General features: G+C 60.6%; 21 protein-coding genes. 14 read left to right on the forward strand and 7 right to left on the reverse strand.

All coding sequences use genetic code 11. The features are described from left to right. Window positions 1–69 precede the first annotated feature (69 nt). The 3 genes from phrB to ABVT36_RS07535 form a co-directional block, all read right to left on the reverse strand. On the reverse strand, window positions 70–1,530 hold the full coding sequence (gene phrB, locus ABVT36_RS07525) for a deoxyribodipyrimidine photo-lyase (protein ID WP_368456003.1): 1,461 nt from the start codon (window positions 1,528–1,530) through the stop codon (window positions 70–72). After that, window positions 1,530–2,456: a MerR family transcriptional regulator gene (locus ABVT36_RS07530; protein ID WP_368456004.1), complete on the reverse strand. Its 927-nt coding sequence runs from the start codon at window positions 2,454–2,456 to the stop codon at window positions 1,530–1,532. Before ABVT36_RS07530 ends, phrB begins: the two co-directional genes overlap by 1 nt. A gap of 63 nt (window positions 2,457–2,519) precedes the next feature. After that, complete coding sequence (locus tag ABVT36_RS07535; protein ID WP_368456005.1) at window positions 2,520–3,497, reverse strand: YbgA family protein; 978 nt, start codon at window positions 3,495–3,497, stop codon at window positions 2,520–2,522. A gap of 188 nt (window positions 3,498–3,685) precedes the next feature. On the opposite strand from ABVT36_RS07535, the gene ABVT36_RS07540 reads away from it, so the two are divergent. The 3 genes from ABVT36_RS07540 (at window position 3,686) to ABVT36_RS07550 (ending at window position 8,450) form a co-directional block, all read left to right on the forward strand. Then, window positions 3,686–6,733 carry an FAD-binding and (Fe-S)-binding domain-containing protein gene (locus ABVT36_RS07540; RefSeq protein WP_368456006.1) on the forward strand — a complete coding sequence of 1,016 codons (3,048 nt, stop codon included), beginning with the start codon at window positions 3,686–3,688 and terminating at the stop codon, window positions 6,731–6,733. A 55-nt stretch (window positions 6,734–6,788) separates the two neighbouring features. Next, a complete protein-coding gene (locus ABVT36_RS07545) occupies window positions 6,789–7,472 on the forward strand; it encodes a tetratricopeptide repeat protein (RefSeq protein WP_368456007.1) in 684 nt (227 codons plus the stop codon). Between the two features lie 564 nt (window positions 7,473–8,036). Continuing rightward, a complete protein-coding gene (locus tag ABVT36_RS07550; protein ID WP_367149204.1) occupies window positions 8,037–8,450 on the forward strand; it encodes a 3D domain-containing protein in 414 nt (137 codons plus the stop codon). Between the two features lie 165 nt (window positions 8,451–8,615). Here ABVT36_RS07550 and ABVT36_RS07555 read toward each other — a convergent pair whose 3' ends face one another. Then, window positions 8,616–9,128: a hypothetical protein gene (locus ABVT36_RS07555; protein WP_367149203.1), complete on the reverse strand. Its 513-nt coding sequence runs from the start codon at window positions 9,126–9,128 to the stop codon at window positions 8,616–8,618. 214 nt (window positions 9,129–9,342) lie between these two features. Further along, on the reverse strand, window positions 9,343–9,600 hold the full coding sequence (locus tag ABVT36_RS07560; protein WP_367149201.1) for a hypothetical protein: 258 nt from the start codon (window positions 9,598–9,600) through the stop codon (window positions 9,343–9,345). A 205-nt stretch (window positions 9,601–9,805) separates the two neighbouring features. On the opposite strand from ABVT36_RS07560, the gene ABVT36_RS07565 reads away from it, so the two are divergent. Continuing rightward, window positions 9,806–10,804, forward strand: a complete 999-nt coding sequence (locus tag ABVT36_RS07565) for a rhodanese-related sulfurtransferase (protein WP_368456008.1) — start codon at window positions 9,806–9,808, stop codon at window positions 10,802–10,804. A gap of 33 nt (window positions 10,805–10,837) precedes the next feature. Here the strand turns inward: ABVT36_RS07565 and apbC are convergent, their stop codons facing one another. Next, complete coding sequence (apbC, locus tag ABVT36_RS07570) at window positions 10,838–11,989, reverse strand: iron-sulfur cluster carrier protein ApbC (RefSeq protein ID WP_368456009.1); 1,152 nt, start codon at window positions 11,987–11,989, stop codon at window positions 10,838–10,840. Window positions 11,990–12,190: 201 nt separating this feature from the next. On the opposite strand from apbC, the gene metG reads away from it, so the two are divergent. From metG to ABVT36_RS07590, 4 genes are all read left to right on the forward strand, one after another. Further along, complete coding sequence (metG, locus tag ABVT36_RS07575; protein ID WP_368456010.1) at window positions 12,191–14,218, forward strand: methionine--tRNA ligase; 2,028 nt, start codon at window positions 12,191–12,193, stop codon at window positions 14,216–14,218. Between the two features lie 88 nt (window positions 14,219–14,306). Further along, a complete protein-coding gene (locus tag ABVT36_RS07580; RefSeq protein WP_368456011.1) occupies window positions 14,307–15,260 on the forward strand; it encodes a D-2-hydroxyacid dehydrogenase in 954 nt (317 codons plus the stop codon). Between the two features lie 281 nt (window positions 15,261–15,541). After that, a complete protein-coding gene (locus ABVT36_RS07585; protein ID WP_367149195.1) occupies window positions 15,542–15,793 on the forward strand; it encodes a hypothetical protein in 252 nt (83 codons plus the stop codon). A 67-nt stretch (window positions 15,794–15,860) separates the two neighbouring features. Then, entirely contained in the window at window positions 15,861–16,343 is a 483-nt protein-coding gene (locus tag ABVT36_RS07590; RefSeq protein ID WP_368456012.1) for a hypothetical protein, read from the forward strand. A gap of 308 nt (window positions 16,344–16,651) precedes the next feature. Here ABVT36_RS07590 and yghU read toward each other — a convergent pair whose 3' ends face one another. Next, complete coding sequence (yghU, locus tag ABVT36_RS07595; protein WP_368456013.1) at window positions 16,652–17,530, reverse strand: glutathione-dependent disulfide-bond oxidoreductase; 879 nt, start codon at window positions 17,528–17,530, stop codon at window positions 16,652–16,654. 278 nt (window positions 17,531–17,808) lie between these two features. Between yghU and rsxA the strand changes: the two genes are divergently transcribed. From rsxA to ABVT36_RS07625, 6 genes are read left to right on the forward strand one after another with little or no spacing between them, the layout of a single operon-like run. Then, window positions 17,809–18,384 carry an electron transport complex subunit RsxA gene (gene rsxA, locus ABVT36_RS07600; RefSeq protein ID WP_367149190.1) on the forward strand — a complete coding sequence of 192 codons (576 nt, stop codon included), beginning with the start codon at window positions 17,809–17,811 and terminating at the stop codon, window positions 18,382–18,384. Between the two features lie 9 nt (window positions 18,385–18,393). Next, entirely contained in the window at window positions 18,394–19,011 is a 618-nt protein-coding gene (rsxB, locus tag ABVT36_RS07605; RefSeq protein WP_368456014.1) for an electron transport complex subunit RsxB, read from the forward strand. Next, window positions 19,008–21,143, forward strand: coding sequence for an electron transport complex subunit RsxC (rsxC, locus tag ABVT36_RS07610; RefSeq protein ID WP_368456015.1), 2,136 nt, complete (start codon window positions 19,008–19,010; stop codon window positions 21,141–21,143). The genes rsxB and rsxC overlap by 4 nt, the downstream gene beginning before the upstream one ends. Beyond that, window positions 21,134–22,186, forward strand: coding sequence for an electron transport complex subunit RsxD (gene rsxD / locus ABVT36_RS07615; protein WP_368456016.1), 1,053 nt, complete (start codon window positions 21,134–21,136; stop codon window positions 22,184–22,186). The genes rsxC and rsxD overlap by 10 nt, the downstream gene beginning before the upstream one ends. After that, on the forward strand, window positions 22,186–22,875 hold the full coding sequence (gene rsxG / locus ABVT36_RS07620) for an electron transport complex subunit RsxG (protein ID WP_368456018.1): 690 nt from the start codon (window positions 22,186–22,188) through the stop codon (window positions 22,873–22,875). Before rsxD ends, rsxG begins: the two co-directional genes overlap by 1 nt. Then, entirely contained in the window at window positions 22,875–23,588 is a 714-nt protein-coding gene (locus ABVT36_RS07625) for an electron transport complex subunit E (RefSeq protein ID WP_368456019.1), read from the forward strand. Before rsxG ends, ABVT36_RS07625 begins: the two co-directional genes overlap by 1 nt. Window positions 23,589–24,122: the final 534 nt, after the last annotated feature.

The raw sequence follows: 24,122 nt of genomic DNA on the forward strand, positions 1-24,122 counted from the left end.
ATTGGGCAAGTATAGACACCCGCTCGGCGCTGCTGCCGGCAGCCGCGATCTAAGGGAGCAATGGATGCGTTATTTCAGCTGTGCGAAAACCTGAATCGCCCTTTTGCGTGTCTCCCGGACATCACAAATTGGCTGCGGATAGGTGGATAAGCGGGGCGGACAGTGAATTTCCGCATCGCCGAGGCCGGCCAGTTCCGGCACAAAGCGGCGGATAAATTCCCCGTTCGGATCAAATTTCTGCGACTGGCTGTAGGGGTTGAAAACACGAAAATAGGGCGCCGCATCGGTGCCGGTGGAGGCCGCCCACTGCCAGCCACCATTGTTGGCGGCGAAATCTCCATCAATCAGGTGCTGCATAAAAAAGCGTTCACCCCAGCGCCAGTCCAGCAATAAATTCTTGCTGAGAAACGACGCCACTATCATACGCAGCCGATTGTGCATCCAGCCGGTTTGCTGCAGCTGCCGCATGGCCGCGTCCACGATGGGCACACCTGTCGCCCCCCGGCACCACCGGGCGAATTGCGCCCTGTTTGCAGACCAGGGCACCGCATCCGTCTCCAGCTTGAACGGCCTGCCCATGCACAGGCGCGGATAGGCAACAATCAGGTGGGTGTAAAACTCCCGCCACAACAGCTCGCTGAGCCAGCAACTGGCACCCTCGCTGCCACCGGTCCAGCGCCCCTGGTTGCAGGTCAGCGCCGTATACGCGCAACGACGCACCGAGATGGCGCCGCAGTTGAGATAGGGGGACAGGCGCGAGGTGGCATCGATAGCGGGGAAGTCCCGCTGTGCCGCATAGCTGTCCATCACTTGGCGAAACGCCTGCAAACGCTGTCGGGCCGCTTTCTCGCCGGGTAGCCAGCCATACAGCCGGCCCCTGTGCACGGGAACTGCTGGATAGCCGGACACGGTATCCGGCAAGGTTTGCACAAGGTTGCCCGGCCCCGCCACCTCCAGCCACCGCGGCCAGGGTGCGACACCGGTTTTGCCCGGCGCGGGGAGCGGCTTGAAAGCGTCGCCGTCCCACTGGGAGATAAAGGCGCGTTTGAACGGCGTAAATACCTTGTAGGCTTCCCCACCTCCGGTTTTCAAGCTCCCCGGCGGCGCCAGGGTGCGGTCACTGCAGTACTCGACCCCCACCCCCACACCCTCGAGGGCTTCGCGCACCGCCGCATCGCGCCGCTGTTCGTTCAGTGGATATTCGGCGTTGGCAAACAGTGTGTCGATACGCAGTTTTTTCACCACCTGTTGCAGTGCCCGCGGCACCCGGGAGAAATCGTGCAGTTCCAGGAAATAAAGGGGAATATTGCGCTCCGCCAGACTGGATTGAAGTTCGCGCAGGCAGGCGAGGCGAAAAGCGATCAGCGGGTCGCCCTCATTATGGCGGCGCCAGGACCCCGGGCAGGCGAGAAAAATACCGGCTACCGCCGCGCACTGCTTTACCGCCCGGTAGAGTGCTGTGTTGTCATCCAGCCTCAGATCCGTGCGAAACCAGACCAGGCCCCGTTCCAGCCGGCTTGCAGGGGTCATTACCACGGCTCCCGCAGTCTGCGCACAGCGCCGGCGCAGTCCTCCGGCAGCAGCCGGCAGAGGCCGGCGCTAATGAAGGGCTGCAGGTCGCGGCGCTGCAGGCTTACCAGGCCACCGGCAAACCAGAGTGGTACCTGCAGGCTTCGCGCCGTGCGCGCCATGCCGTTGCCGAGGATGGCCGTCGGCAGCGCATTGTGGCTGTAACAGATTATCCCCTGCACGCCGAGCTGTTTCTCCGCAAATGCCAGTTCGCCCAGGTCGGCTTCAGCGGGAAGATTCACGACGTCAAAAGCGCCGCAGGTCAAGGCCCGGGAGAATAGAGCTGCGAATGCCTGCTGTTCCATACCGGGGAAACTCACCAGCAGCAACCTGGGCCCCTTGCCGCCGTTCCGGTGCCGCGCCTCCCGGCTCTCATCCGGCATCACCGCCAGCCGCTGGGTAAGCAGTTGCCAGAAATAGGCCCTGGCCAGGGCAGCGCCGAAATGCATCTGGCCGGATAACCGGCGCTGCAGGGGTACCAACCAGTGATCGTGTACCAGGGAGGGGGGGTATCTGGCCAGGATATGCTCCAGGCAGGCACGCAATTGGCCGGCATTCAGCTGCGCCACCGATGCAGCGGCCAGCCCCACCAGCCTTTCCCAGTGGTCCTCAGCCGTCTCCAGCTGGCCGCTGACATCCGCCCGCTCCAATAACGGGCGCACCCTGCTGATGGCCACGCCACGCGCCAACCAGGAGAGGATTTCACCAATCCGGGCTACCTCCGCTTCGCTGTAGAGCCGGTGTCCTTTAGCCGTTCTCTGCGGTGCCAGCAAACCGTAACGACGCTCCCAGGCGCGCAAAGTGACCGGGTTGACCCCGGTGCGCCTTGCCACCTGCCGGATCGGCAGCCTCGCGGCCGCATCAGCGGCGCTATCGGCCCAGGGCATTGCCCAATGCCCACGCGGTGGTTGAGGCCCGGAACAAAAGCGCTGTTTTCACGACGTCCTCCCTCAGTGAAAGTCGCACAACCCCAACTCCGCCGGTTCAGCGGCCAGTAACAACTGGCTGTGAATAAACTGGTGGGGGCTGCGCGGCAGATAGTGGCGCAACAGGGTCAACACCGCGGACACCGGCTTCAGGCCCTGCCGGTAGTCGTCGATCAGTCGGGTCAGCTCGGCCCTCTCGCTGCGGTTCAGGTAGTGCTTCAGGTGGCCCTGCACATGCATCAGAGCGTTGGTGCGGTCCTTGCGGCTGGCCGGGTGGGACAGGATATCCATAATGTGACCCAGCACTGATAGGCCCAGCTGGTTCGGCTCCAGGGCTCCCACATTGGCGAGCAGCTGACCCAGCTCGCGGGTCTTGTGCTGGTGGTGGGCCAGCAACAGGTATTTGTAGGCGGTGAAGAACTCGATCACTCGGGCGGGACCCACCGGCTCCCCCACATAGCGAAACCAGGCGTCATAGGCGAAAACCCGGGTGAGGAAATTCTCGCGTATTTCGCTGTTGTTGAGCCGACCCACCTCCTCCATGGGCAGGTGAGGGAAAAGCTCCCTCAGGCGCTGCGCGAACACGCCGGTACCGCCACTGTCGATACCGTGTCCATTGGGCAGGTAGCGGCGCACCCCCGCGAGACCGCAGCTGGGGGAATTCTGCATCAGGATATAACCGCGCACCGACTGCAACCGGGGCGCCACCTGGTCCGCGTAAGCGCGCAGCGGTCGGGTCACGTCCAGGGATTCGTCCACCACACCCAGCGCCCGCACCGCCGCATCGGGGGAGGAGTCGTCCTTGACCAGCCGTATCGGATCCCGGGGCACCCCCAGACCAATCGCCACCTCGGGACACAGGGGCACAAACTCAAAACAGCGGCTGAGCAGTTCAGTGCACACTTTGCTGTGTTTGTGTCCGGCGTTGTAACGTACCGGATCCCCCATGGCGCACTGGCTGATACCGACGGGAATCCTGCGCACCAAAAGTTCGATCTTCATATCAATTGGACAGTTTGCAAGCCCTGTGCAGCATGTATAGTGCGAGTACAGCACTTATACAAGCGCCTCTTTTTGTATAACAATGACGATGGCCGCCGGGTCAGCCGCCAGTTACCGGCCGCCGCATCTTGCATGCCCAATTGCCGCGGCTACAATGCCAGACCCTGCCGAGTATCACGAGCAAACCCATGATTCCAGCACTGCGCGAAGTAGACGAGGTGCAAGCGCTCTATTTGGCCTTTCTGCGGGCCCTGACGGAAGCCGGCTTTCGCGGCGACACCAGTCCCAGTTACGCCAGCCGCACTGTGCTGGCCACCGACAACTCCATTTACCAGGTGCTGCCGCAGGCCGTGATCTACCCGCGGGACACCGGCGATCTGCAGTTGCTGGCGGAGTTGGCGGACCGCGAGGAATTCCACACGGTCGTCCTGTCCCCCCGGGGCGGCGGCACCGGCACCAACGGCCAGTCGCTGACCGATGGTCTGGTGGTGGATCTGTCCCGGCACATGAACCGCATCCTGGAGATCGACGCCGAACAACGCTGGGTAAAAGTGCAGGCGGGAGTGGTGAAAGACCAGCTCAACGCGGCCCTACAGCCCCACGGGCTCTTCTTCGCGCCGGAGCTGTCCACCAGCGACCGCGCCACTATCGGCGGCATGATCAACACCGACGCCTCCGGTCAGGGCTCCTGTGTCTATGGCAAGACCCGCGACCATGTGCTGGAACTGGCCACGGTACTGCTGGGAGGTGAACTCTGGCGCTCGCAACCCATTGACGGCGAGACATTGCAGCGGGCGAGCGCCCGCGGCGACCGGGTGGGGGAGGCGCACCGGGTATGCGCGGCCATCGCCCGGGACAAAGCCGATCTGATCGCGCGGAAATTCCCTCAACTGAACCGCTGCCTCACCGGCTACGATCTCGCCCACCTGGGCACCGGGCGCGACGGTGAACACTTCGACCTGAACAGTGTGCTGTGCGGCTCCGAGGGCAGCCTGGGCTTTGTCGCCGAGGCCAAGCTCAGGGTTCTTCGAATTCCCAAATGCGTCGCTCTGGTCAACCTGAAATACGACCATTTCCGGGACGCGCTGCGGGATACGGAATCGCTGATGCGGGCCGGGCCCACTTCCATTGAAACTGTGGACAGCAAAGTATTGCAGCTGGCGATGGAGGACATTGTCTGGACCAGCGTAAGCGAGTATTTCGCGGGCGATAAAGGCCGGGTCAAAGGCATCAACCTGGTGGAGTACACCGCCGCCTCCGAGGAGGAGCTGGATCTGACCCTGAAGCAGTTCACCAGCGGCGTGGACGCTCTGCTGGGCCAGGCCGGCAAGAGTATCGGCTACTCCATTGCCAGGGGCCACGCGGAAGTGGACAAAATCTGGGCCATGCGCAAGCGCGCCGTTGGCCTGCTGGGCAATGTGCACGGTGAGAAACGCCCCATCCCGTTTGTCGAAGATACCTGTGTGCCGCCCGAGCATCTGGCGGACTTTATCGGTGAATTTCGCGCTGTGCTGGATGAGATGGGACTCGATTACGGCATGTTCGGTCATGTGGACGCCGGGGTGCTGCACGTGCGGCCGGCCATCGACATGAAGGACCCGGCACAGGCAGCACTGATCCGCCCGATCACCGACAAAGTCGTGGCGCTCGTACAAAAATACGGTGGTCTGCTGTGGGGCGAACACGGCAAGGGTGTGCGCGCGGAATACGCGCCGGAATTTTTTGGCGAACTCTACCCAGAATTGCAGAGAATCAAGGCCGCCTTCGATCCCCGCAACCAGCTGAATCCAGGCAAGGTCGCCACCCCCAGCATCGCCTCGGGACTGCTGAAAATCGATGCGGTACCCACCCGCGGTGAACGGGACCGCCAGATCCCCGCCCAGGTATGGGATGGCTATAGCGAGGGCGTGCACTGCAACGGCAACGGTGCCTGTTTCAATTGGGACCCGGACTCAGCAATGTGTCCCTCCTACAAAGCCACCCGAGAGCGTATCCACTCCCCCAAGGGGCGCGCGTCTCTAATGCGGGAGTGGCTGCGCCTTCTCAGTAACCGGGGTGTGGATGCGGCCGAGGCGAGTCGCAAATTCCGCGAGCAGTCCTTCTTTGTCGGTCTGCCGGGGCGTATCAAGCATTCGCTGGCCCGGGCCAGAGGCGAGTACGATTTCAATCACGAAGTAAACGCGGCCATGCAGGGCTGCCTGGGCTGCAAGTCCTGTACCGGTCAGTGCCCTATCAAAGTGGATGTACCCGAATTTCGCGCTAAGTTTCTGGAGCTGTACTACAGCCGCTACCTGCGGCCGCTGCGGGATTATTTTGTCGGTGCCCTGGAGTTCACCATGCCACAACTGGCCAGGCTGCCGCAGCTCTACAACTGGCCAATGAAACTGGCGCCGGTACGCCGCTTGCTGGAGCGGGGGCTGGGCCTGGTGGACAGCCCGATGCTGGCCCGCAAGCGCCTGACAAAATCCATGTCCGAGCTGGGTGTACCCCTGGCCAGTCACGCCTGTCTGGACTCTCTGGGCCCTGCCCAACGGGAGAGGGCTGTCATCATAGTGCAGGACGCTTTCACCAGTTATTTCGATGCCGAAATGGTGGCGGATCTGCTGCACCTGCTGAAGAGACTGGATTTTTTCCCATTGGTCGCGCCTTTTCACGCCAATGGCAAACCCCTGCATGTGCACGGCTTTTTACGCCAGTTCGAACGGGTGGCCCTGGCCAACAGTGCCATGCTGAAAAAACTGGCGGAATCGGGGATACCACTAGTGGGTGTCGACCCCTCCATGACAATTGTCTACCGCTCCGAATACCGCAAGGTGATGGGTGACCAAGCGCCAAAGGTACAGCTGCTGCAGGAGTGGCTGGCGGGCCACAGCCAGCATCTGGTACAGCAGCGCCACCGGGTGAGGCAGACCCGTTTCCAGCTGCTGCCCCACTGCAGTGAGCAGACCAATGCCAGGGATTCGCTGGGGGACTGGCACAGTGTCTTTGCCGCGCTCGGTCTGGAGCTGACAACAGAGCGCCTGGGCTGTTGCGGCATGGCCGGCACCTACGGCCATGAAACCGCGCACAAAGAGACCTCCCGGGCGATTTTCCAGCAGTCCTGGGCACCGCGCCTCAACGGCGAGACGGACCAGTTACTGGCCAGTGGTTTTTCCTGCCGCTGCCAGGCCCATCGCTTTGCGGGTATTAAGTTGCGCCACCCTTTGCAGGGCCTGCTGGCACAGCTGCATAAATAGCGGTTTACTGTAAGGAGATAGCACGACACGCCCAACCGGCAGGCAGCCAGAGGTCATGTTAAAAGCGGTCACCAGTCTCTTTTTCTGCGCCTTTCTATTGGCGCCAACAGCCCGGTGTGAGACTGCACCGGCCGGCGTCCGGGCGCTGATTGATTCTGCGGAAGCGTCCGCCCGGCAGGGGGACTACGAGGCCGCCCTGCCTCGGTACGAGAGTGCCATCTCCGCCCTGGCCGCCGATTCCCGCCGACAGCAGGAATTGCGCTACCGCTACGGTATGGTGCTGACCGCGCTGGCGAAACGGCACCGGCCGGACCTCCACCCCCTGGCCCGCGCGCAATTCCAGGCGGTACTGGACTATTTGGACTCAGGCGCGCCGCTGCGGTACTCGGCCGCCCAGGTCAGTTCCGCGCTGGCCTACAGCTATCATCAGCAGGCCGCCAGTGAGGACCAAGCGGCCCGGCGCAGCCACCTGTTGCGCAATGCCTACCGCCTCTATCGCGGGGCAATCGGCGGCCTAACCCGGCAACGGCAGTGGCACAACCTGGCGATCACCTTCTTCAACCTGGGGCAGGTTTGCGAATGGCAGGGCAACCTGGAGGAGGCCATCACCTGGGTGGAAAAGGCGGTGGAACTGGACCGAGACCATGGCTTTGCGGACCTAGAGGAGGATATCGACTACCTGTTGGCCCTCCGGCAAAAGGCCTATCCGGACACCAAAACCGCCACCTCCGCGCTCTGAATCCCCTTGCGCCACAGCCGCATAACTGCCGAGCGGCCCGGAGGATAGCCTCCCACCCTATACCGGCCCTTCGCCCGATAGGCCCCGGACAACCGGTTTCCGACTCGGTATTCAGGGGTAAAAACGGGGAAATTTTCATTTTTTGACCAACCAGTCGCAAATAATCGCTTGAGAACACTGTGCCTTTCACTTCGGGAATCGACCAAATTTTGGTCGCATTGGCCAAATAATCAGAAAAGACATCGCTGTCATCAATCACAATGACAACGCAATCATTTGCTCAAAGCTGACAACGCTGTCTGATCGGATTTCCCCGGATTCTCGACCCCGTGAAACCTGAGACCAATATCGCTTCCCACCGGGCGACCACAACCTAGAAAAAAGGCAAACAACAATACGCTCCATGCCTGTTTATTTTCCACCGGCCAAAAATTGAATTCACGCCTGCTCCCCGTAACATAACCCTCGCTGCTTAATTTTTAACCAGTTATTGCTAAAACGTCTTAGGAGATGCCGCAAGTTTTTGAGGACTGTGGCCGACAAAATTCCTGGAGGTAACGGGATATGATCAAACAGACTTTGCACAGCGCGGTATATTTCTTTATCGCTATGCTGGTAGCGATCGTCAGTACAACTGCCGCGGCTGCCGTCAAAGTGGAAAAGACCATGGTCGTCGACGCTACCGCATACAATTCTGTGCCGGGACAAACAGACGATGATCCCTGGGTTGCGGCCTGGAACAACCGCCTTCGACCCGGTGACAAGATCATCGCGGTATCCAGAGACCTGGAGAAACACGGCCTCACCAATGGCGCCAAGGTGCGTATTCAGGGCCTGTCCGGCACCTACACCGTACGTGACCGCATGAACAAGCGGTTCACCAACCGCATTGACGTGTGGATGGAGAAGGACATCAAAAAAGCCCGCCGCTGGGGCAAAAAGAAACTGAAAATTGTCTTCGAGCCGGTACGAAGGTAAGCCCACCAGCGAATCGCAACAGTAACCGCGGACCGCCCGTGGACCAAAGCCCCGCCCAGCGGGGCTTTTTTTTGCCGCTGTTAACCCGGCAACTCAATCAGTTACCGGATCAATGCCTTGCAAAGATCTACCACCGCAGGGTGAAGACCTTCACCCTGCTCCCCTTCAGGGTTCCGTTTCCGCGGCAATTCCCGGCAACTCGACACATTGGGGATTATCGAGGTAAGGGGTACTCGGCTGGCGGCCCTCGTTGTAGCGGTGTTGCAGGCCCTCCTCGCCAAAGACTATCAGATACTCGGATTTGACCCAGCCGTCCGCCCGGCGGTATTCACTCAGCCACAAGAGCGCGGGTTCGTTTTCATAACAGCGCCCGTAAAACATGCGCGTATGTTCCACCGGCAGCCGACTCAAATAGTCGCTGTAATGTCCCGGATAGGTATAGCGGTCGATATCGGGCTTGTCGCGCGCGTCCAGACGCAGAATGGGGTAGAGATAGATGGAGATGTTCTCGTCACAGTCTGCGCAGCTGCGCCCTGCGACTATGGCATAGCCGGCCAGCTCGACCACCAGTCTCGCCTCCACCAGGCCCGTTTGCAGGATGCGCTGTGCGGAGAGCGAAACACTTGCCCCGGTGGCGGCACCGGGCAATAACAGGAATAGCAAAAACAGAGTTTTCACGGTCACAACATCGGCGATTGATACCAAATGGCACTGCCGCGGACCGCTGCTCCCTGAGATCCCGCGGCAGTGCCCTGATAGGGCTGTGTGCTGTCACACTGTCGCGATTCCCTTCTTTCTAAACCCTAGCAGGGAAATCTTCAGCCGGTGGTGTCAAACCCCCAAAAACGCGCCCTGCCGGATTCCCCACCCAGCCGGTGGAATGCACAGGAACCTAACCGTCGCCCTCAGTGGAAACGGACCCCACGAAACTGGCGATACCCTCTTCGCTCAGCGCTTCCAGCGCCTCGTCCAGCGCACCCTGCTCGGAAGTGAACGTATCCTCCCAGACAGTGGTGTTATTGTTTTCATCGACAATTTCCAGCAGCCAAGCACCCTCACCATCTTCGTAAATATCGATCTGAACAGTGATTCCGTTCTCTGTGTACGACTGACAGAGTGCCGACTCTTTGGGGACAAACTCTTCTTCCATAGCAATAATCACTCTGTGGCCCGGATATTGGGTGGCACTTTGGCAGCTTGTGTCCCGCCGGTCAATCACCCGACAAAAAGGCGACAATTCACCCCTGTTGGGATAAGATAAGCAACTGTTTCACCCCCGCCGCCGCCCGATTCTAGCGGCCGGGATCTGACTTATTGCCTCGGATTTACGCTCCGACCCGCAACAAGGAATCACCATGAGTTCGTATACAGTCTGTGCGCTGTACAAGTTCGTCTGTCTGGACGACTTCGAATCCCTGCGCCAACCCCTGCTCAATGTCATGCTGGACAACCGCGTGCGCGGAACACTGTTGCTCGCCCGCGAGGGCATCAACGGGACAGTGGCCGGCAGCCCTGGGGGCATCGACGCCCTGCTGGCGTACCTGCAAAGCGATCCGCGCCTGGCGGACCTGGAGCACAAGGAATCCTTCACCGACAGCGCCCCCTTTCGCCGCAGCAAAGTAAAGTTGAAGCGCGAAATCGTCACCATGGGTGTAGAGGGTATCGACCCGCGCCGCGCCGTAGGCACCTATGTGCAACCACAGGACTGGAACGCACTGATCAGCGACCCGGAAGTACTGCTGATCGATACCCGCAATGACTACGAGTTTCAGGTCGGCAGCTTTGCGAATGCCGTCAATCCAAAGACGGACAGCTTCCGCGAATTTCCACAGTATGTGCAGGAACACCTGGACCCGGACCGGCACAAGAAGGTGGCTATGTTCTGCACCGGCGGCATTCGCTGCGAAAAGTCCACCGCCTACCTCAAAGAGCAGGGTTTCGAAGAGGTCTACCACCTGCGCGGCGGCATCCTCAAATACCTGGAGGAAGTACCGGAGGAGCAGACCCTGTGGCGCGGCGAGTGTTTTGTATTTGATGATCGCGTGACCGTCGATCACCAGCTGGAACGCGGCAGCTATCAGCAGTGCAACGCCTGCCGCAGGCCGGTTACGGGAGAAGAGATGCAGTCGCCACAATTCGAGCAGGGCGTCAGCTGCCCCCACTGCTTCGACAGCATCTCCGAAGCCGACCGCGCCCGTTTTCGCGAGCGCGAAAAACAAATCCAGCTGGCAAAACTGCGCGGTGAGGAGCACATAGGCCAGGACGCCCGCGAGACCACCGTCGAACGCCGCCGCCGTAAATTCGCGCTTCGCAGGCAGCAGCGGGAACAGTCAAGGGCAGGCTCTGGCGGGTGATATCACCCGCTTTTGCGGTCTATCAAACCAGGGTCAGTCAATCTCTATCTCAGGCCCCGACGCCTCCTCTCCCGCCAGCCAGATCTGCGCCGCAGCGGCCTGCGCAATATCGCGGTAACAGGCCGCCACCTGGCTCTCCGGATCCGCCGCCACGCTGGGCAGACCGCCATCGGCAGCAGTGCGGATTGCCATTGCCAGTGGCAGCTGCCCCAGCAGTCGGGTCTGGTAGTCTGCCGCGATGCGCGCGCCACCGCCGGAGCCAAAGATCGCCTCAGTGTGGCCGCAGTTGGAGCAGGTGTGCAGGGACATATTTTCGACGATGCCCAGTACCGGCACAGAGACCTTGCGGAACATCTCCACGCCTTTGGTTGCGTCCACCAGGGCCAGATCCTGCGGCGTGGTCACGATCACCGCACCGGCCAGAGTCGCCTTCTGCGCCAAGGTCAGCTGGATGTCACCGGTGCCCGGAGGCATATCGACGATCAGGTAATCCAGCCCTCCGCTGGCCTCGCTCCACAGGGTCTGGGTCAGTATCTGGTTGAGTGCGCCACTGGCCATGGGGCCGCGCCACACCGCCGGTGTGTCTTCCGTCAACAGGTAGCCCAGGGACATGGTTTGCAACCCCAATGCCTCTACCGGCACAAAGAACTTCTGCTCCTTTACCTGGGGCCGCTGGCCTTCGGTACCCAGCATGGTGGGCAGGCTGGGGCCGTAGATATCCGCGTCCAGCAGACCCACCGACGCCCCCTCTGCAGCGAGTGCCAGGGCCAGATTGACCGCTGTGGTGGATTTACCGACACCGCCCTTGCCGGAGGCCACCGCAATAATGTTTTTAACTCCGGTCAGCGTCTCCGGCGCATCCGGCCAGGGGGTGGCAGGAATTTCCGCAGACAGTTCAAACTGCAGTTCACTGGTGCCCAGAGGGCCACCCTTCAGCGTCGGCAGGCAGGCCTCGCGCACCCGCGAGCGCCATTCGCCTTCCCGGCCGGCACAGGGATATCCCAGGGTAATGCCCGCGAATACCGTGTCGTCATCAAAGCCCACCTCGATATCCGCTTCCAGCTGGTCCAGTATTCGCCCCGTGGCCGGGTCGTGCAGCTGCCCGATTGATTCCGCCAGCCGCTCCAGCTCAGTCTGCACCTCTGCCGGCAGATCGCCCTCTTGATTGTGGTGGTTTGCGCTCACCCTACCCCCCTGTTCCGTCAGTTACCGCCAAAAGAGATACATTTTGTCCCATGGCCGGGGCCGGCGCCAGAGAATCACTCAGCCGGGCGCAGCGGGGGCCTTGGCAGCTACAGGGCCAGTCGCATATCTGCTATATTCGCCGGTCTTTTGAGCGCGGGTCCCAGCCGCCCGCGCAAACCCGTTCAGCCGATGGATAGACCAATGCCCGAAACGCGCAATATCCTTATTACCAGCGCACTGCCCTACGCCAATGGCTCTCTGCACCTGGGCCATATTCTGGAATACATCCAGACCGATATCTGGTCGCGCTTCCAGCGCGCGCTGGGCCACCGCTGCCTGTACATGTGCGCCGACGACGCCCACGGAACCGCCGTGATGCTCAAGGCTGAGCGGTTGGGTCTCACCCCGGAACAGCATATCGCCAATATGCAGGCCGAACACCAGCGCGATTTTGCCGACTTCCTGATTGGGGTGGACAACTACCACTCCACTCACTCTGAGGAAAACCGCGAGCTTTCGGCGGAGATCTACCGGCGCCTGCGCACCAACGGCCATATTGCCTCCCGCACCATCACCCAGGCCTTCGACCCGGACAAACAGCTGTTCCTGGCCGATCGCTACATCAAGGGCACCTGTCCGCGCTGCAGTACACCGGACCAATACGGCGACAACTGTGAAGCCTGTGGCGCCACCTACAGCCCCACCGAACTGATCGATCCGGTGTCGGTCATCTCCGGCGCCACGCCGATAGAAAAGGAATCCGAACACTTCTTTTTTAAACTGCCGGAGTTTACCGGTTTCCTCACCGCCTGGACCCGCTCCGGAACCCTGCAAAACGAAGTGGCCAACAAACTGTCCGAGTGGCTGGAGGAGGGGCTGCAGGAGTGGGACATCTCCCGCGACGCGCCCTATTTCGGCTTTGAAATTCCCGACGCGCCGGGCAAGTACTTTTACGTCTGGCTGGACGCGCCCATCGGCTACATGGCCAGCCTGAAAAACTACTGCGACCGCAATGCCCTGGACTGGCGAGAGTACTGGCGCAAAGACAGCGATGCCCAGGTCTACCATTTTATCGGCAAGGACATCGTCAATTTTCACGCGCTCTTCTGGCCCGCTATGCTGGACTCAGCCGGTTTCCGCACGCCGACAAAAGTATGTGTACACGGTTTCCTCACCGTGAACGGCAAGAAGATGTCCAAATCCCGCGGCACCTTTATTAATGCACGCAACTATTTGGATCACCTCAACCCGGAATATCTGCGCTACTACTTTGCGGCGAAACTCACCGCGGGGATCGACGATCTGGACCTGAACCTGGAGGATTTCATCGCCCGGATAAACTCGGACCTGGTGGGCAAGGTCGTGAACATCGCTTCGCGCACCGCCAAGTTTGTCAGCAAGTCCGGCGGCGTGCTGGCGGAGGAACTGGCAGACCCCACGCTTTGGTCGCGGTTTGAAGAGGCCGCGCCGCGAATCGCCGACTTCTACGAAAACCGGGAATACGCCCGCGCAATGCGCGAGATAATGCAGCTGGCGGACGCGGCCAACGCATGGATCAGTGACAAGGCGCCCTGGTCGCTGAGCCGGGAGGCGGGCCGCGAAGCGGAAGTGGTCGCCATCTGTTCGCAGGGGGTGAATATGTTTCGCGCCCTGATCACCTGGCTGGCGCCAGTACTGCCCCAAACCGCGGACAGGGCCGCAGAGTTTCTCGGCGCCCGACTCGACTGGCACACCGCCACCACCCCGCTGGCGGGACACACCATCAACAAATTCAAGCCGCTGATGCTGCGGGTGGAGCAGCGGCAGGTAGACGCGGTGCTGGAAGCGGCACAGGAATCCCTGGCCCAGTTGCAGGCGGAGACCAGCACTCCCACAGGCCCGCTCGCCGAGGAACCCATTGCCAGTGAAATCCAGTTCGACGAGTTCGCCAAGGTAGACCTGCGTATCGCCCTGATCGCCAATGCTGAACAGGTTGAAGGTGCCGGCAAGCTGCTGAAGCTGACCCTCGATCTCGGCGGTGAAACGCGACAGGTATTCGCCGGGATCAAGAGCGCCTATGCCCCGCAGGACCTGGTCGGCAAACACACGGTAATGGTGGCCAACCTGGCCCCGCGCAAGATGCGTTTTGGTGTCAGCGAAGGGATGGTGCTGGCGGCGGGGCCCGGCGGCAAGGATCTGTGGATACTGGAACCCCACGCCGGTGCCCAACCGGGTATGCGGGTGACTTGAGCCCCGCGTGTATAACTGGGACGGCCAAGCGCCCGTTCTTACGCAGGCCCGGGCGAACTGGCAGGGAAAATAAGAGGGGATAAAACTGATGCGCGGAGTCTTCCTGGACGCTCTCACCATGAAGCTGGAAGAGCTGGATAGGTCCGCGCTCGAAAGCACTCTGGATCGGTGGGATTTTTTTAACACCACCACACCACAGCTGACGGCGGCAAGAATCCGCGATGCAGACCTGGTGCTTACCAACAAGGTGGCCCTCACTCGCGAACTGATCGAGGGCGCGCGGCGACTGAAACTGATCTGCGTCTGCGCCACAGGTACCGACAACATCGACCTGGACGCCGCCGCCGCGCGCGGTATAGCGGTGCGCAATGTGCAGGGCTACGCAGGCGCGTCAGTCCCCCAGCACGCACTGGCGCTGATGCTCGCCCTGGCTACACGCTGGCACCAGTACCACCGGGACGTCATGTGCGGGCGCTGGAGTGAGTCGCCGGTATTCTGTCGTCTGGATTACCCGGTGATGGAACTGGCCGGCAAGAACCTGGGCATCATCGGCTACGGTGATCTGGGCCGTAAGACTGCCGAACTCGGCCGCGCAATGGGGATGAATCTCCTGTTGGCAGAGTCCTTTCAGGGACACAGCAGCAGCGACCGCCTGCCCCTGCCGGAGCTGTTGCCAAAGGCTGACGTCGTCAGCCTCCACTGCCCCCTCACCGAGCGGACCCGACAGTTAGTGGACCGCGACTTCCTCGAGGCCATGAAGCCGGGGGCACTGCTGATCAATACCGCCCGCGGCGGCCTGGTGGATGAGACGGCGCTGGCCGCGGCGCTGCGCAATGGCACTATCGGTGGTGCGGCTCTGGATGTATTGAGCAGCGAACCGCCACCCGCCGGTCATCCCCTGCTGGAAGGCGATATTCCCAACCTGATTATTACCCCCCACTGCGCCTGGATCAGCCGCGAGAGCCGCCAGAGACTCCTGGACGGCGTGGTCACAAATATCCGCCAGTGGCAGTCTCAGGGCCCCTCCCCCAGCGCCTGTTAAAAAAGTAGCTTTCAACAAATCTATTGCCCCGAACAGGGACTCTCGGATCGCAAGTCAAGCATGTAGCTGCCTGATTTGTCGCGGAGGGTTTGCGGATATACGCCGCAAACCCGGGTTCAAGAAAGCCAAAGGGGGCTTTTTCAACGACCTGCCAGAGCCTGACCTTCCGGTCCTCCGCTGCAACAGCCCGATACACTTCTCCCGGCGTTCCCCAGGTGGTATTTGCGCTCGACGACCCTAGGATAAAGGCACAGTCGGCTTTTTTATAAAGGAGGCTTGCTATGGCAACTGCAAAACCGAGTTCCAATTCCTCGAGCCGGGAAAAACTGCACCGCGCCTACAACCTCGCCGGTGAAGCAGCGGCGGAAACGGCGGAAAGCCTGAGGCAGAAGGCCAGATCCTCGGTGGAGATCAACAAACAGCGTGCCACCGATCTGGAGCAGAAAGTGGAAGCCTCTATCCAGAGCCATCCGCTCCTGAGTGTCGGCTGCGCTTTCGCCGTGGGCTGGATAGTTGCACGGCTGATGAAATGAGTCACAGCGCGGATTTTAGATTTGGAAATGACATCGGTTGACCCCTCTGTGTGGAAATGGTGACTCCATGACAAACTCCGGAAATTCACCCCCAACCGATGACCAGCCGGGCCCACCACCAGATAACGATGGGGGGACCCCACCACCGGAAAGCGGCGCCGAGCCGGATCTGGAGCAGGCCCTGGCCCGCGCTGAGGCCATTCTCAGGCTGATGACCGACTGGCTCACCAAACTCCAATCCCTCGCCAGAGTGGAATTCAGTCGCTCCCTGGCGGCGGGGACGCGCATACTCCTACTGCAGGTAGCCCTGATCCCACTGGCGTTTGTGTTTTTTGTGAGCCTGTGCGGCGGGGTCGGGCTGGCGGGCTACTATTTTTTTCAATCCATTTATATCGGCTTTATCGCCTTTATCACCACCCAGGCACTGGTGATCCTGGCCATTGTCCTGTATCAGCAAAAACTGCGCGCCCTGCTGGGCTTCGGCCAGACCCGGCAGCAGATCCGCCGGGCTTCAGAGGCGTTAAGCCATGTCTTTACGTCAAATGAATAGCCAGATTCAACAGTACTCCTGGGATATGGACTGCCAGCGCCGGAAGATCACCTACTTGCTGCGCCGACAAAAAGCCGATATTTACCGGCGCGCTAGCCGGATACCGCTGCCGCTCGCCATAGGTGTCGCCTTTGCACTTGGATTCACCGCCCAGCGATGCCTCCCACCACCCAATATTCACCACGCCTATCGGCTGTACCTGATTTGGCGCGCAGGGTAAGGCGCCATCCAGACCCCGGCATCTGCTCGCTTCAGGGGCCGCGGCGCCCTGCCGGATTCACCCTGCAATCGACTGTGCAGAATTCAATTCAACCATCGCCGCTATCCCCGGTCTTGTCTGCAGTTTTGGTATCGAAATCACTGGCGTGGTGCCGCTCGTGCAGCTGCCCCTCCGGCTCTCCCCAGGTGCGGTTCACCATTCTGCCCCGTTGCACTGCCGGGCGCCGGTCGATTTCCTCCGCCCAGCGGTTCAGGTGTTGGTAACTGTGCGCCTCCAGGAACTCAGCGGCGTCGTAGACCCGGTTTTTGACCAGGGCGCCATACCAGGGCCATATGGCCATATCGGCAATGGTATATTCGCGACCGGAAATATACTGGTGTTCTGCCAACTGTCGGTCGAGCACATCCAGCTGGCGCTTGATCTCCATGGTGTAGCGATCGATGGGATACTGGTATTTTTCCGGCGCATAGGCGTAGAAGTGGCCAAAGCCGCCGCCCAGATAGGGGGCACTGCCCATCTGCCAGAACAGCCAGTTCAGTGTTTCGGTGCGCTGGGCCGGCGTATGGGGCAGAAACACACTGAATTTCTCCGCCAGATACAGCAGGATGGAGCCGGATTCAAACACCCGGATTGGCGGAGTGGTACTGTGATCCACCAGTGCGGGGATCTTGGAGTTGGGGTTAATATCGACGAAACCACTGCCGAACTGATCGCCCTCGCCGATCTGGATCAGGTAGGCATCGTATTCCGCCCCGTCAAACCCCAGCGCGAGCAGCTCCTCCAGCATAATGGTTACTTTAACGCCGTTGGGCGTGGCCAGAGAGTAGAGCTGCAGCGGGTGCTGGCCCACCGGCAAGTCCTTGTCGTGGGTCGAACCGGCAATCGGGCGGTTTATACTGGCAAAGGTGCCACCACTCTCCATATTCCATTGCCAAACTTTCGGGGGAGTGTAAGTAATACCAGACATAGTGAACTCCTCGTGAACATCGGATGGGCAAACAGCCGCTGGGGAACCGGCAGTATATCTCGTCGCGCCGGCGACGACTGAACAGCATTAGACTCTGCTCGGTTGAACGCCTCCATGGACTCACCCATAATACCGCGCTGCGCGCCATTCCACGGTATGCGGTGCCCCGATGCTAGGGCCTGTTCACACTGACTCAAACAGGCCCTAGGCTGGGAGTGGGCGATGTTTACGGGGGGCACGGCCCCTCAGAACGCCGCGAGAACATGACCGGGACATCTATGACCGAATTTGCCGTAATTCTGCTCGGCACCATCCTGGTGAACAACTATGTGTTGGTGCAGTTTCTCGGCCTCTGTCCGTTTATGGGGGTGTCCAACAAGCTGGAGACCGCCGTCGGCATGGCCGGTGCCACCACATTCGTCCTGACCCTGGCATCGATTTGCTCCTACCTGGTCAATACCTATCTGTTGCAACCGTTGCAGCTCGAATACCTGCGCACCATTGCCTTTATTCTCGTCATCGCTGTCGTGGTGCAGTTTGCGCGTATGTTTATCGAGAAAACCAGCCCGCTGATGTACCGGGTCCTGGGTGTGTTCCTGCCCCTGATCACCACCAATTGCGCCGTGCTCGGCGTGGCACTGCAGAACACCATGAAAGCCCACAGCTTTGTGCAGTCCACCCTGTTTGGCTTCGGTGCCGCAGTGGGCTTCTCCCTGGTGTTGATTTTGTTTTCCGCCATGCGCGAACGCCTGTTCGCCGCCGACGTGCCCACACCCTTTCGCGGTGCTGCCATCGGCATGGTTACCGCAGGGCTGATGTCGCTGGCGTTTATGGGCTTCAGCGGATTGGTGTGAGGGGGCACAATGCAGTGGCTGACTGAAATTTCCACTCCCCTGCTGGTCCTCGGCGGCATGGCACTGGCGTTCGGCGCGCTGCTGGGTTTTGCCGCGGTGCGTTTTCGCGTCGAGGGCGACCCATTGGTCGAGCAGGTGGACGCCCTGCTGCCACAGACCCAGTGCGGCCAGTGCGGCTACCCCGGCTGTCGCCCCTACGCCGAAGCCATTGTAAACGGCGACCGGATCAACAAGTGCCCACCGGGGGGCCAGGCGACCATCAACGAACTGGCCAACCTACTGGATATGGAGCCGATGTCACTGGACGCGGAACACGGCACGGAAGAAGTAAAGAAGGTCGCATTTATCCGCGAAGCCGAGTGTATCGGCTGTACCAAATGCATCCAGGCCTGCCCGGTGGATGCCATCGTCGGCGCCGCCAAACAGATGCACACGGTGATCGTGGATGAATGTACCGGCTGCGACCTGTGTGTAGAGCCCTGCCCGGTGGACTGTATCGATATGGTGCCGCTGGAGATTCCACTGCAGAACTGGCGCCCGGAAAAGCCCGCCGACGGCGTTGTACTGATCGCCACTGATCGCCCCGGGCCCCGCGACCCGGCCACTGACAAGAGGGATGCCGCTTGAGCCCGGAGCAGGAGACCAAGGGTAGCAGGAACCGGCAACGACAGCTTGTCGGGGAGCGTCGTGCCGAGCGCGCGGCACAACTGGCGGCCAGCGAAAAGCAGCGCGCCCTGCAGCCAAATGATTTTCCCGGCGGCATACACCCGCCGCAAAACAAGCTGCAGTCCACCGGCAAGCCCATCGGCACAGTCCCCCTGGCGGCACAGCTGATTTTGCCTCTCAGCCAGCATGTGGGCGCCCAGGCGATTCCACTGGTCAAACTCGGCGACCGGGTACTCAAAGGCCAGAAGCTTGCCGAAGCCGACGGCCTGGTCAGCTGCAATGTCCACGCACCCAGCTCCGGCAAGGTGGTGGCCATAGAGCCCTACCCTATGACGCACCCCTCGGGCCTGCCAGCGGATGCCATAGTCCTCCAGACCGACGGCGAGGAGCGCTGGTGCAACCTGCAGCCCTGTGAGGATTTCCGCCGTATGGAGCCGGTGGACCTGCTGGAAAAAATCCGCGACTGCGGCGTTGCGGGAATGGGCGGCGCCGGCTTCCCGACCGCGGTGAAGCTGGATCCCCACGGCGGTACCGACATCGACACACTGATCATCAACGGTACCGAGTGCGAACCCTATATCACTGCAGACGACATGCTGATGCGGGAACGCGCCAGCGATATCATCGCCGGAATCGAGATCATGGCCTATATTCTCGACCAACCGGAACGGGTTCTGATCGGCATCGAGGACAACAAGCCGGAAGCCATCGAAGCCATGCGCCAGGCCGCCGCAGGCACTCGCTTTGACGTGGTGGTATACCCCTGTAAATATCCCTCTGGCGGCGAAAAACAGCTGATCCAGATCCTGACCGGCCGCGAGGTCCCAAATCGTGGACTGCCAGCCAATATCGGCGTCATCTGTCAAAACGTCGCCACTGCCCGCGCCGTCTACCGCGCCGTGCGTTTTGGCGAGCCGCTGATCAACCGGATTACCACTGTGGTGGGCCGGGCGCTGGAGCGGCAGTGCAATGTGGAGGTCCCCATAGGCACCCCCATCCGGCACCTGCTCAAGCACCAGGGTCTGCACAGAGGACTGGTGCGGCGTATTATCGTTGGCGGCCCGATGATGGGGCATACCATCGATGACGACACAGCACCCATCGTCAAAACAACCAACTGCCTGCTGGTTCCCACAGACGCAGAGCTGCCGCCACCGCCGCCGGCACAGGCCTGTATCCGCTGCGGTTTTTGTGCCGAAGCCTGCCCCGCATCTCTGCTGCCCCAGCAACTCTACTGGTATGCGCGCGTCGACGACCGCGAAAAACTGCAGGCCTACAATCTGTTTGATTGCATCGAATGCGGTGCCTGCTCCTACGTCTGTCCCAGCCAGATTCCCCTGGTGCAATACTATCGGGCCGCCAAGGGTGACATCCGAATCGCGGAAGAGGAAAAACAAAAGTCCGACCGGGCACGCGAGCGGTTCGAATTTCGCAAACTGCGCCTGGAAAAAGCGGAAAAAGAGCGCGAGGCAAAACGCAAGGCCCGGCGGGATGCAGCCGAATTGGCGCGCCGGCAACAGGAGAAAAAAAGCACAGCTAGCGCCGGTACTGGAGTATCGCAGGGGGAAGCCGACGTGGTTGCGGCCGCGCTGGCGCGGGTCACCGCCAGGCAGGCATCGCCCGAACAGCAACTCGCCCGCGCCCAGCGCACACTGACCAGTGCCGAACACCGGGTAGAGCGCATGCAGACGAAACTGAGCCAGGCGCCAGCAGACAAGCGCGACCAGGTTGCGGCGCAGCTGAAAGAGGCACAGATCAAATTGCACGAGGCCCGGCAGAAGCTCGCCCAGGTGCAGGCGAGGGCCCTGCCGGGCGATAACTCCGGTGAAGGCTCCGCGGCGCCCGGGCCCGATATCACCGCTGCCACCGCAGCGACACCCGCGCAGGTGAGCGACAGGGACAAACTCGCCGCCGAAATCGCCGCGCTGCAGGCGCGCCTGGAAAAATCCGAGCGGCGACTGCAAAAAGCCAGCGTCGAGGGCCATCCGGATCTGGAGGTTTTTGAAGTCGCCAGGCAAAAGCTGCGGGACAAGCTGGAGGAAAAAGTGCGCGCGCAACAGAGGCTGGCGGACGGGGAAAACTCATGTCACTGATGCGAATGTCGTCACCACACACCCGCGCTGGTGACAATACCGGTGAGGTCATGTTGCAGGTCGCCGCCGCAACCCTGCCGGGCGTGATCGCACTGGTGATCTACTTTGGCATCGGGGTACTGATCAATATTGCCCTCTGCACCATCACCGCCCTGGCCTGCGAGGCGGCGATAATGAAACTGCGCAACCGCCCGGTGGGCTTTTATCTGCGCGATTACAGCGCCTTCGTCACCGCGTTGCTGCTGGGTATCGCCCTGCCACCCTACTGCGCCTGGTGGATTCCCATGGTCGGCAGCGCCGCCGCCATCGTCCTCGCCAAACATCTGTATGGGGGTATGGGTTACAACCCCTTCAACCCGGCCATGGTGGGTTATGTGGTGCTGCTGATCAGCTTTCCGGTGGATATGACGCGCTGGGTGGGACCGGCAGAGCTGATCCAGGGCACACCGGGGGTCGGCGAAGCCCTGGCAATGGTGTTCGGCAATTTCAGTGTGGACGGATTCACCCGCGCAACGCCACTGGAGATAGTGCGGCTGAACGAGTCGGTGCTCTTGTCGCAACTCTATGAGATGGAGCCGGTCTTTAACCGCGGCACCATTGCAGGCCTGGGCTGGGAGACCGCCAGTTTTGGCTTTCTGCTGGGCGGCCTGTTCCTGCTCTACCGCGGCATTATCACCTGGCATGCACCCCTGGCCATGCTGGCCACCATAGTGCTGCTGTCACTGCTTTTCTACGATAGCGGCAGCTCCCTCAGTGAGGGCTCACCAACCCTGCACCTATTCTCCGGAGCCACCATGTTCGGAGCCTTTTTTATTATCACCGACCCGGTGAGCGGCGCCACCAGCAATAGGGGCCGGCTTATTTTTGGCGCCGGAGTCGGTCTGCTCACCTATGTGATTCGCGCCTGGGGAAATTATCCGGATGCCGTGGCCTTCGCCGTGCTGCTGATGAACTTTGCCGCTCCCACCATCGACAACTACACGCTGCCGCGCACCTATGGCCACAAAGCTGCGCGCCGCGCGACGGATGAGGATGAGCTGTGATGTTGCGGCGTTCCATCGCAGGTAATGCGGCAGCGCTGGCACTGTTCGCGCTGACAACCGCCGGTATTCTGGCAGTGACAGAAGTCACCACTCGCGAACCCATTGAGCGGGCCATTCGCGCCGCGTCCGCGAGGGCCCTGCTGGAAATCATTCCCCTGGAGCGCCACAGCAATGACCTGTTGCTGGATACCTATCCCATTCCGCGCGATTACTGGGGCCCCCTCGGCCTCAATGATGGTGGCGAGATCAATCTTGCGCGCGAGACCAACGGCCAGATCACCGCGGTGATTATCCCCGCCGTGGCGCAAGACGGCTACTCCGGACCCATCAAAATGCTGGTAGGGGTAAATCGGGACGGTACCATCGCCGGAGTAAGGGTCACCAGTCATAGCGAAACCCCAGGACTGGGAGACAAGATCGAGCTGCGCAAGAGCAACTGGATACTGCAGTTCAACGGCCTCTCCCTCGGCGACCCGCCCCGGGATCAGTGGCGGGTACAAAAAGACGGCGGCCGTTTTGACCAGTTTACCGGTGCCACCATCACCCCCCGCGCAGTGGTCAACCAGGTGCGCTCGGTGTTGGAATTTGTTGCGGCGCATCACCAGCAAATCTTCAGCGCACCCGTATCCAAGCGCGCGGTGGAAGTGGAACAGCCAGCGACGCAAGAAGCGCAACCGGAGAATCAGTAATGGCGACACCAGCCTATAGCGAAATTACCCGCAACGGACTCTGGAAAAACAATCCCGCTCTGGTGCAGCTACTGGGGTTATGCCCACTACTGGCGGTAACCGGTTCCGTCGTCAACGCCATCGGCCTGGGCCTCGCCACCATCGGTGTTCTCACCTGCTCCAACCTCGCCGTCTCACTGTTGCGCAAGCAAATGCCCGACACTGTGCGCCTGCCCGCCTCGGTGATGATCATCGCCACTTTCGTTACCTGCGTCGAGCTGCTGATGAAAGCTTTCACCTATGAACTCTATCTGGTCCTGGGCATCTTCATCCCGTTAATCGTAACCAACTGTGCAATTCTCGGCCGCGCGGACGCTTTTGCCAGCAAGAATTCAGCCCTGCCGTCGCTGCTGGACGGTTTTATGATGGGGCTCGGTTTTACCGCGGTGCTGATCACTATCGGTGCCATCCGCGAACTTCTGGGTCAGGGCACCCTGTTCGCCAATATGAACCTGTTGCTTGGTCCCATGGCGGAGAACTGGCAGATCTCCGTACTCGGCCTCGACTATCCCGGCTTTCTGGTGGCGGTCTTGCCTCCGGGCGCCTTTCTGGTGGCGGGCCTGTTGATAGCGGCAAAAAATGCGATTGACAACCGGGCTCAGCGACATAGGAGTCAGCAGATCGACGTAGTGCCGGGGGCCAAGCGGGTACGCACCACCGGTAAAATTAGTTAGTCCACTTCACCCTCCATTTCGCAACTGTATTTTCATTTTCCACGTGCACCCAACCGGCACAGCATCGTTTGTCATCTGGCGACTTTGCGGCGCATTTTGAAGTGAAAAGTACCTGGCCACCATAAAACCCCTGGCAAAATAGGGTTTTGACCCGGTGCAGTAGAAAGCCAGTATGAATTGCACAGGCCAGTAAATCCCAACGATTCTGCGAAATTTTAATGGACCAGGGATCCCCTATTGAATAACCCGGTTATTCATACAACCTGAGTAAGACGATTCAGAGCCAAAAATCCACCATACATAGGACCGCCGTTGACGTGTAATAGTTTGTAATCGATTTGGCGCTTATTAGCTTGTCGGTCGGTAGCCATTTAAATCGGTTTCGCTAGAATAACTCCGGCTCGCGGCAATTGAAGCACGCCTCTCTGCAATGCCGAAAGCCTACCCAGTGGGCATACAATAATCGGTGAACTGCGTGCAAGCATGCCGACACTACACCTGACCACAAGGCCAACGGTAAACCGAGCTGCCGCT

This window comes from Microbulbifer sp. TYP-18 (assembly GCF_040932045.1).
Lineage (GTDB): Bacteria > Pseudomonadota > Gammaproteobacteria > Pseudomonadales > Cellvibrionaceae > Microbulbifer.

Excerpts from the sequence above, each read along its gene's own strand:
- ABVT36_RS07590 (WP_368456012.1), top strand. The coding sequence starts at position 15,861 with ATGACAAACTCCGGAAATTCACCCCCAACCGATGACCAGCCGGGCCCA.
- metG (WP_368456010.1), top strand. The coding sequence starts at position 12,191 with ATGCCCGAAACGCGCAATATCCTTATTACCAGCGCACTGCCCTACGCC.
- ABVT36_RS07565 (WP_368456008.1), top strand. The coding sequence starts at position 9,806 with ATGAGTTCGTATACAGTCTGTGCGCTGTACAAGTTCGTCTGTCTGGAC.
- ABVT36_RS07560 (WP_367149201.1), bottom strand. The coding sequence starts at position 9,600 with ATGGAAGAAGAGTTTGTCCCCAAAGAGTCGGCACTCTGTCAGTCGTAC.
- ABVT36_RS07585 (WP_367149195.1), top strand. The coding sequence starts at position 15,542 with ATGGCAACTGCAAAACCGAGTTCCAATTCCTCGAGCCGGGAAAAACTG.
- rsxD (WP_368456016.1), top strand. The coding sequence starts at position 21,134 with ATGTCACTGATGCGAATGTCGTCACCACACACCCGCGCTGGTGACAAT.
- phrB (WP_368456003.1), bottom strand. The coding sequence starts at position 1,530 with ATGACCCCTGCAAGCCGGCTGGAACGGGGCCTGGTCTGGTTTCGCACG.
- ABVT36_RS07540 (WP_368456006.1), top strand. The coding sequence starts at position 3,686 with ATGATTCCAGCACTGCGCGAAGTAGACGAGGTGCAAGCGCTCTATTTG.
- ABVT36_RS07580 (WP_368456011.1), top strand. The coding sequence starts at position 14,307 with ATGCGCGGAGTCTTCCTGGACGCTCTCACCATGAAGCTGGAAGAGCTG.
- ABVT36_RS07530 (WP_368456004.1), bottom strand. The coding sequence starts at position 2,456 with ATGCCCTGGGCCGATAGCGCCGCTGATGCGGCCGCGAGGCTGCCGATC.
- yghU (WP_368456013.1), bottom strand. The coding sequence starts at position 17,530 with ATGTCTGGTATTACTTACACTCCCCCGAAAGTTTGGCAATGGAATATG.
- rsxA (WP_367149190.1), top strand. The coding sequence starts at position 17,809 with ATGACCGAATTTGCCGTAATTCTGCTCGGCACCATCCTGGTGAACAAC.
- ABVT36_RS07545 (WP_368456007.1), top strand. The coding sequence starts at position 6,789 with ATGTTAAAAGCGGTCACCAGTCTCTTTTTCTGCGCCTTTCTATTGGCG.
- rsxB (WP_368456014.1), top strand. The coding sequence starts at position 18,394 with ATGCAGTGGCTGACTGAAATTTCCACTCCCCTGCTGGTCCTCGGCGGC.
- ABVT36_RS07625 (WP_368456019.1), top strand. The coding sequence starts at position 22,875 with ATGGCGACACCAGCCTATAGCGAAATTACCCGCAACGGACTCTGGAAA.
- ABVT36_RS07535 (WP_368456005.1), bottom strand. The coding sequence starts at position 3,497 with ATGAAGATCGAACTTTTGGTGCGCAGGATTCCCGTCGGTATCAGCCAG.
- ABVT36_RS07550 (WP_367149204.1), top strand. The coding sequence starts at position 8,037 with ATGATCAAACAGACTTTGCACAGCGCGGTATATTTCTTTATCGCTATG.
- rsxG (WP_368456018.1), top strand. The coding sequence starts at position 22,186 with ATGTTGCGGCGTTCCATCGCAGGTAATGCGGCAGCGCTGGCACTGTTC.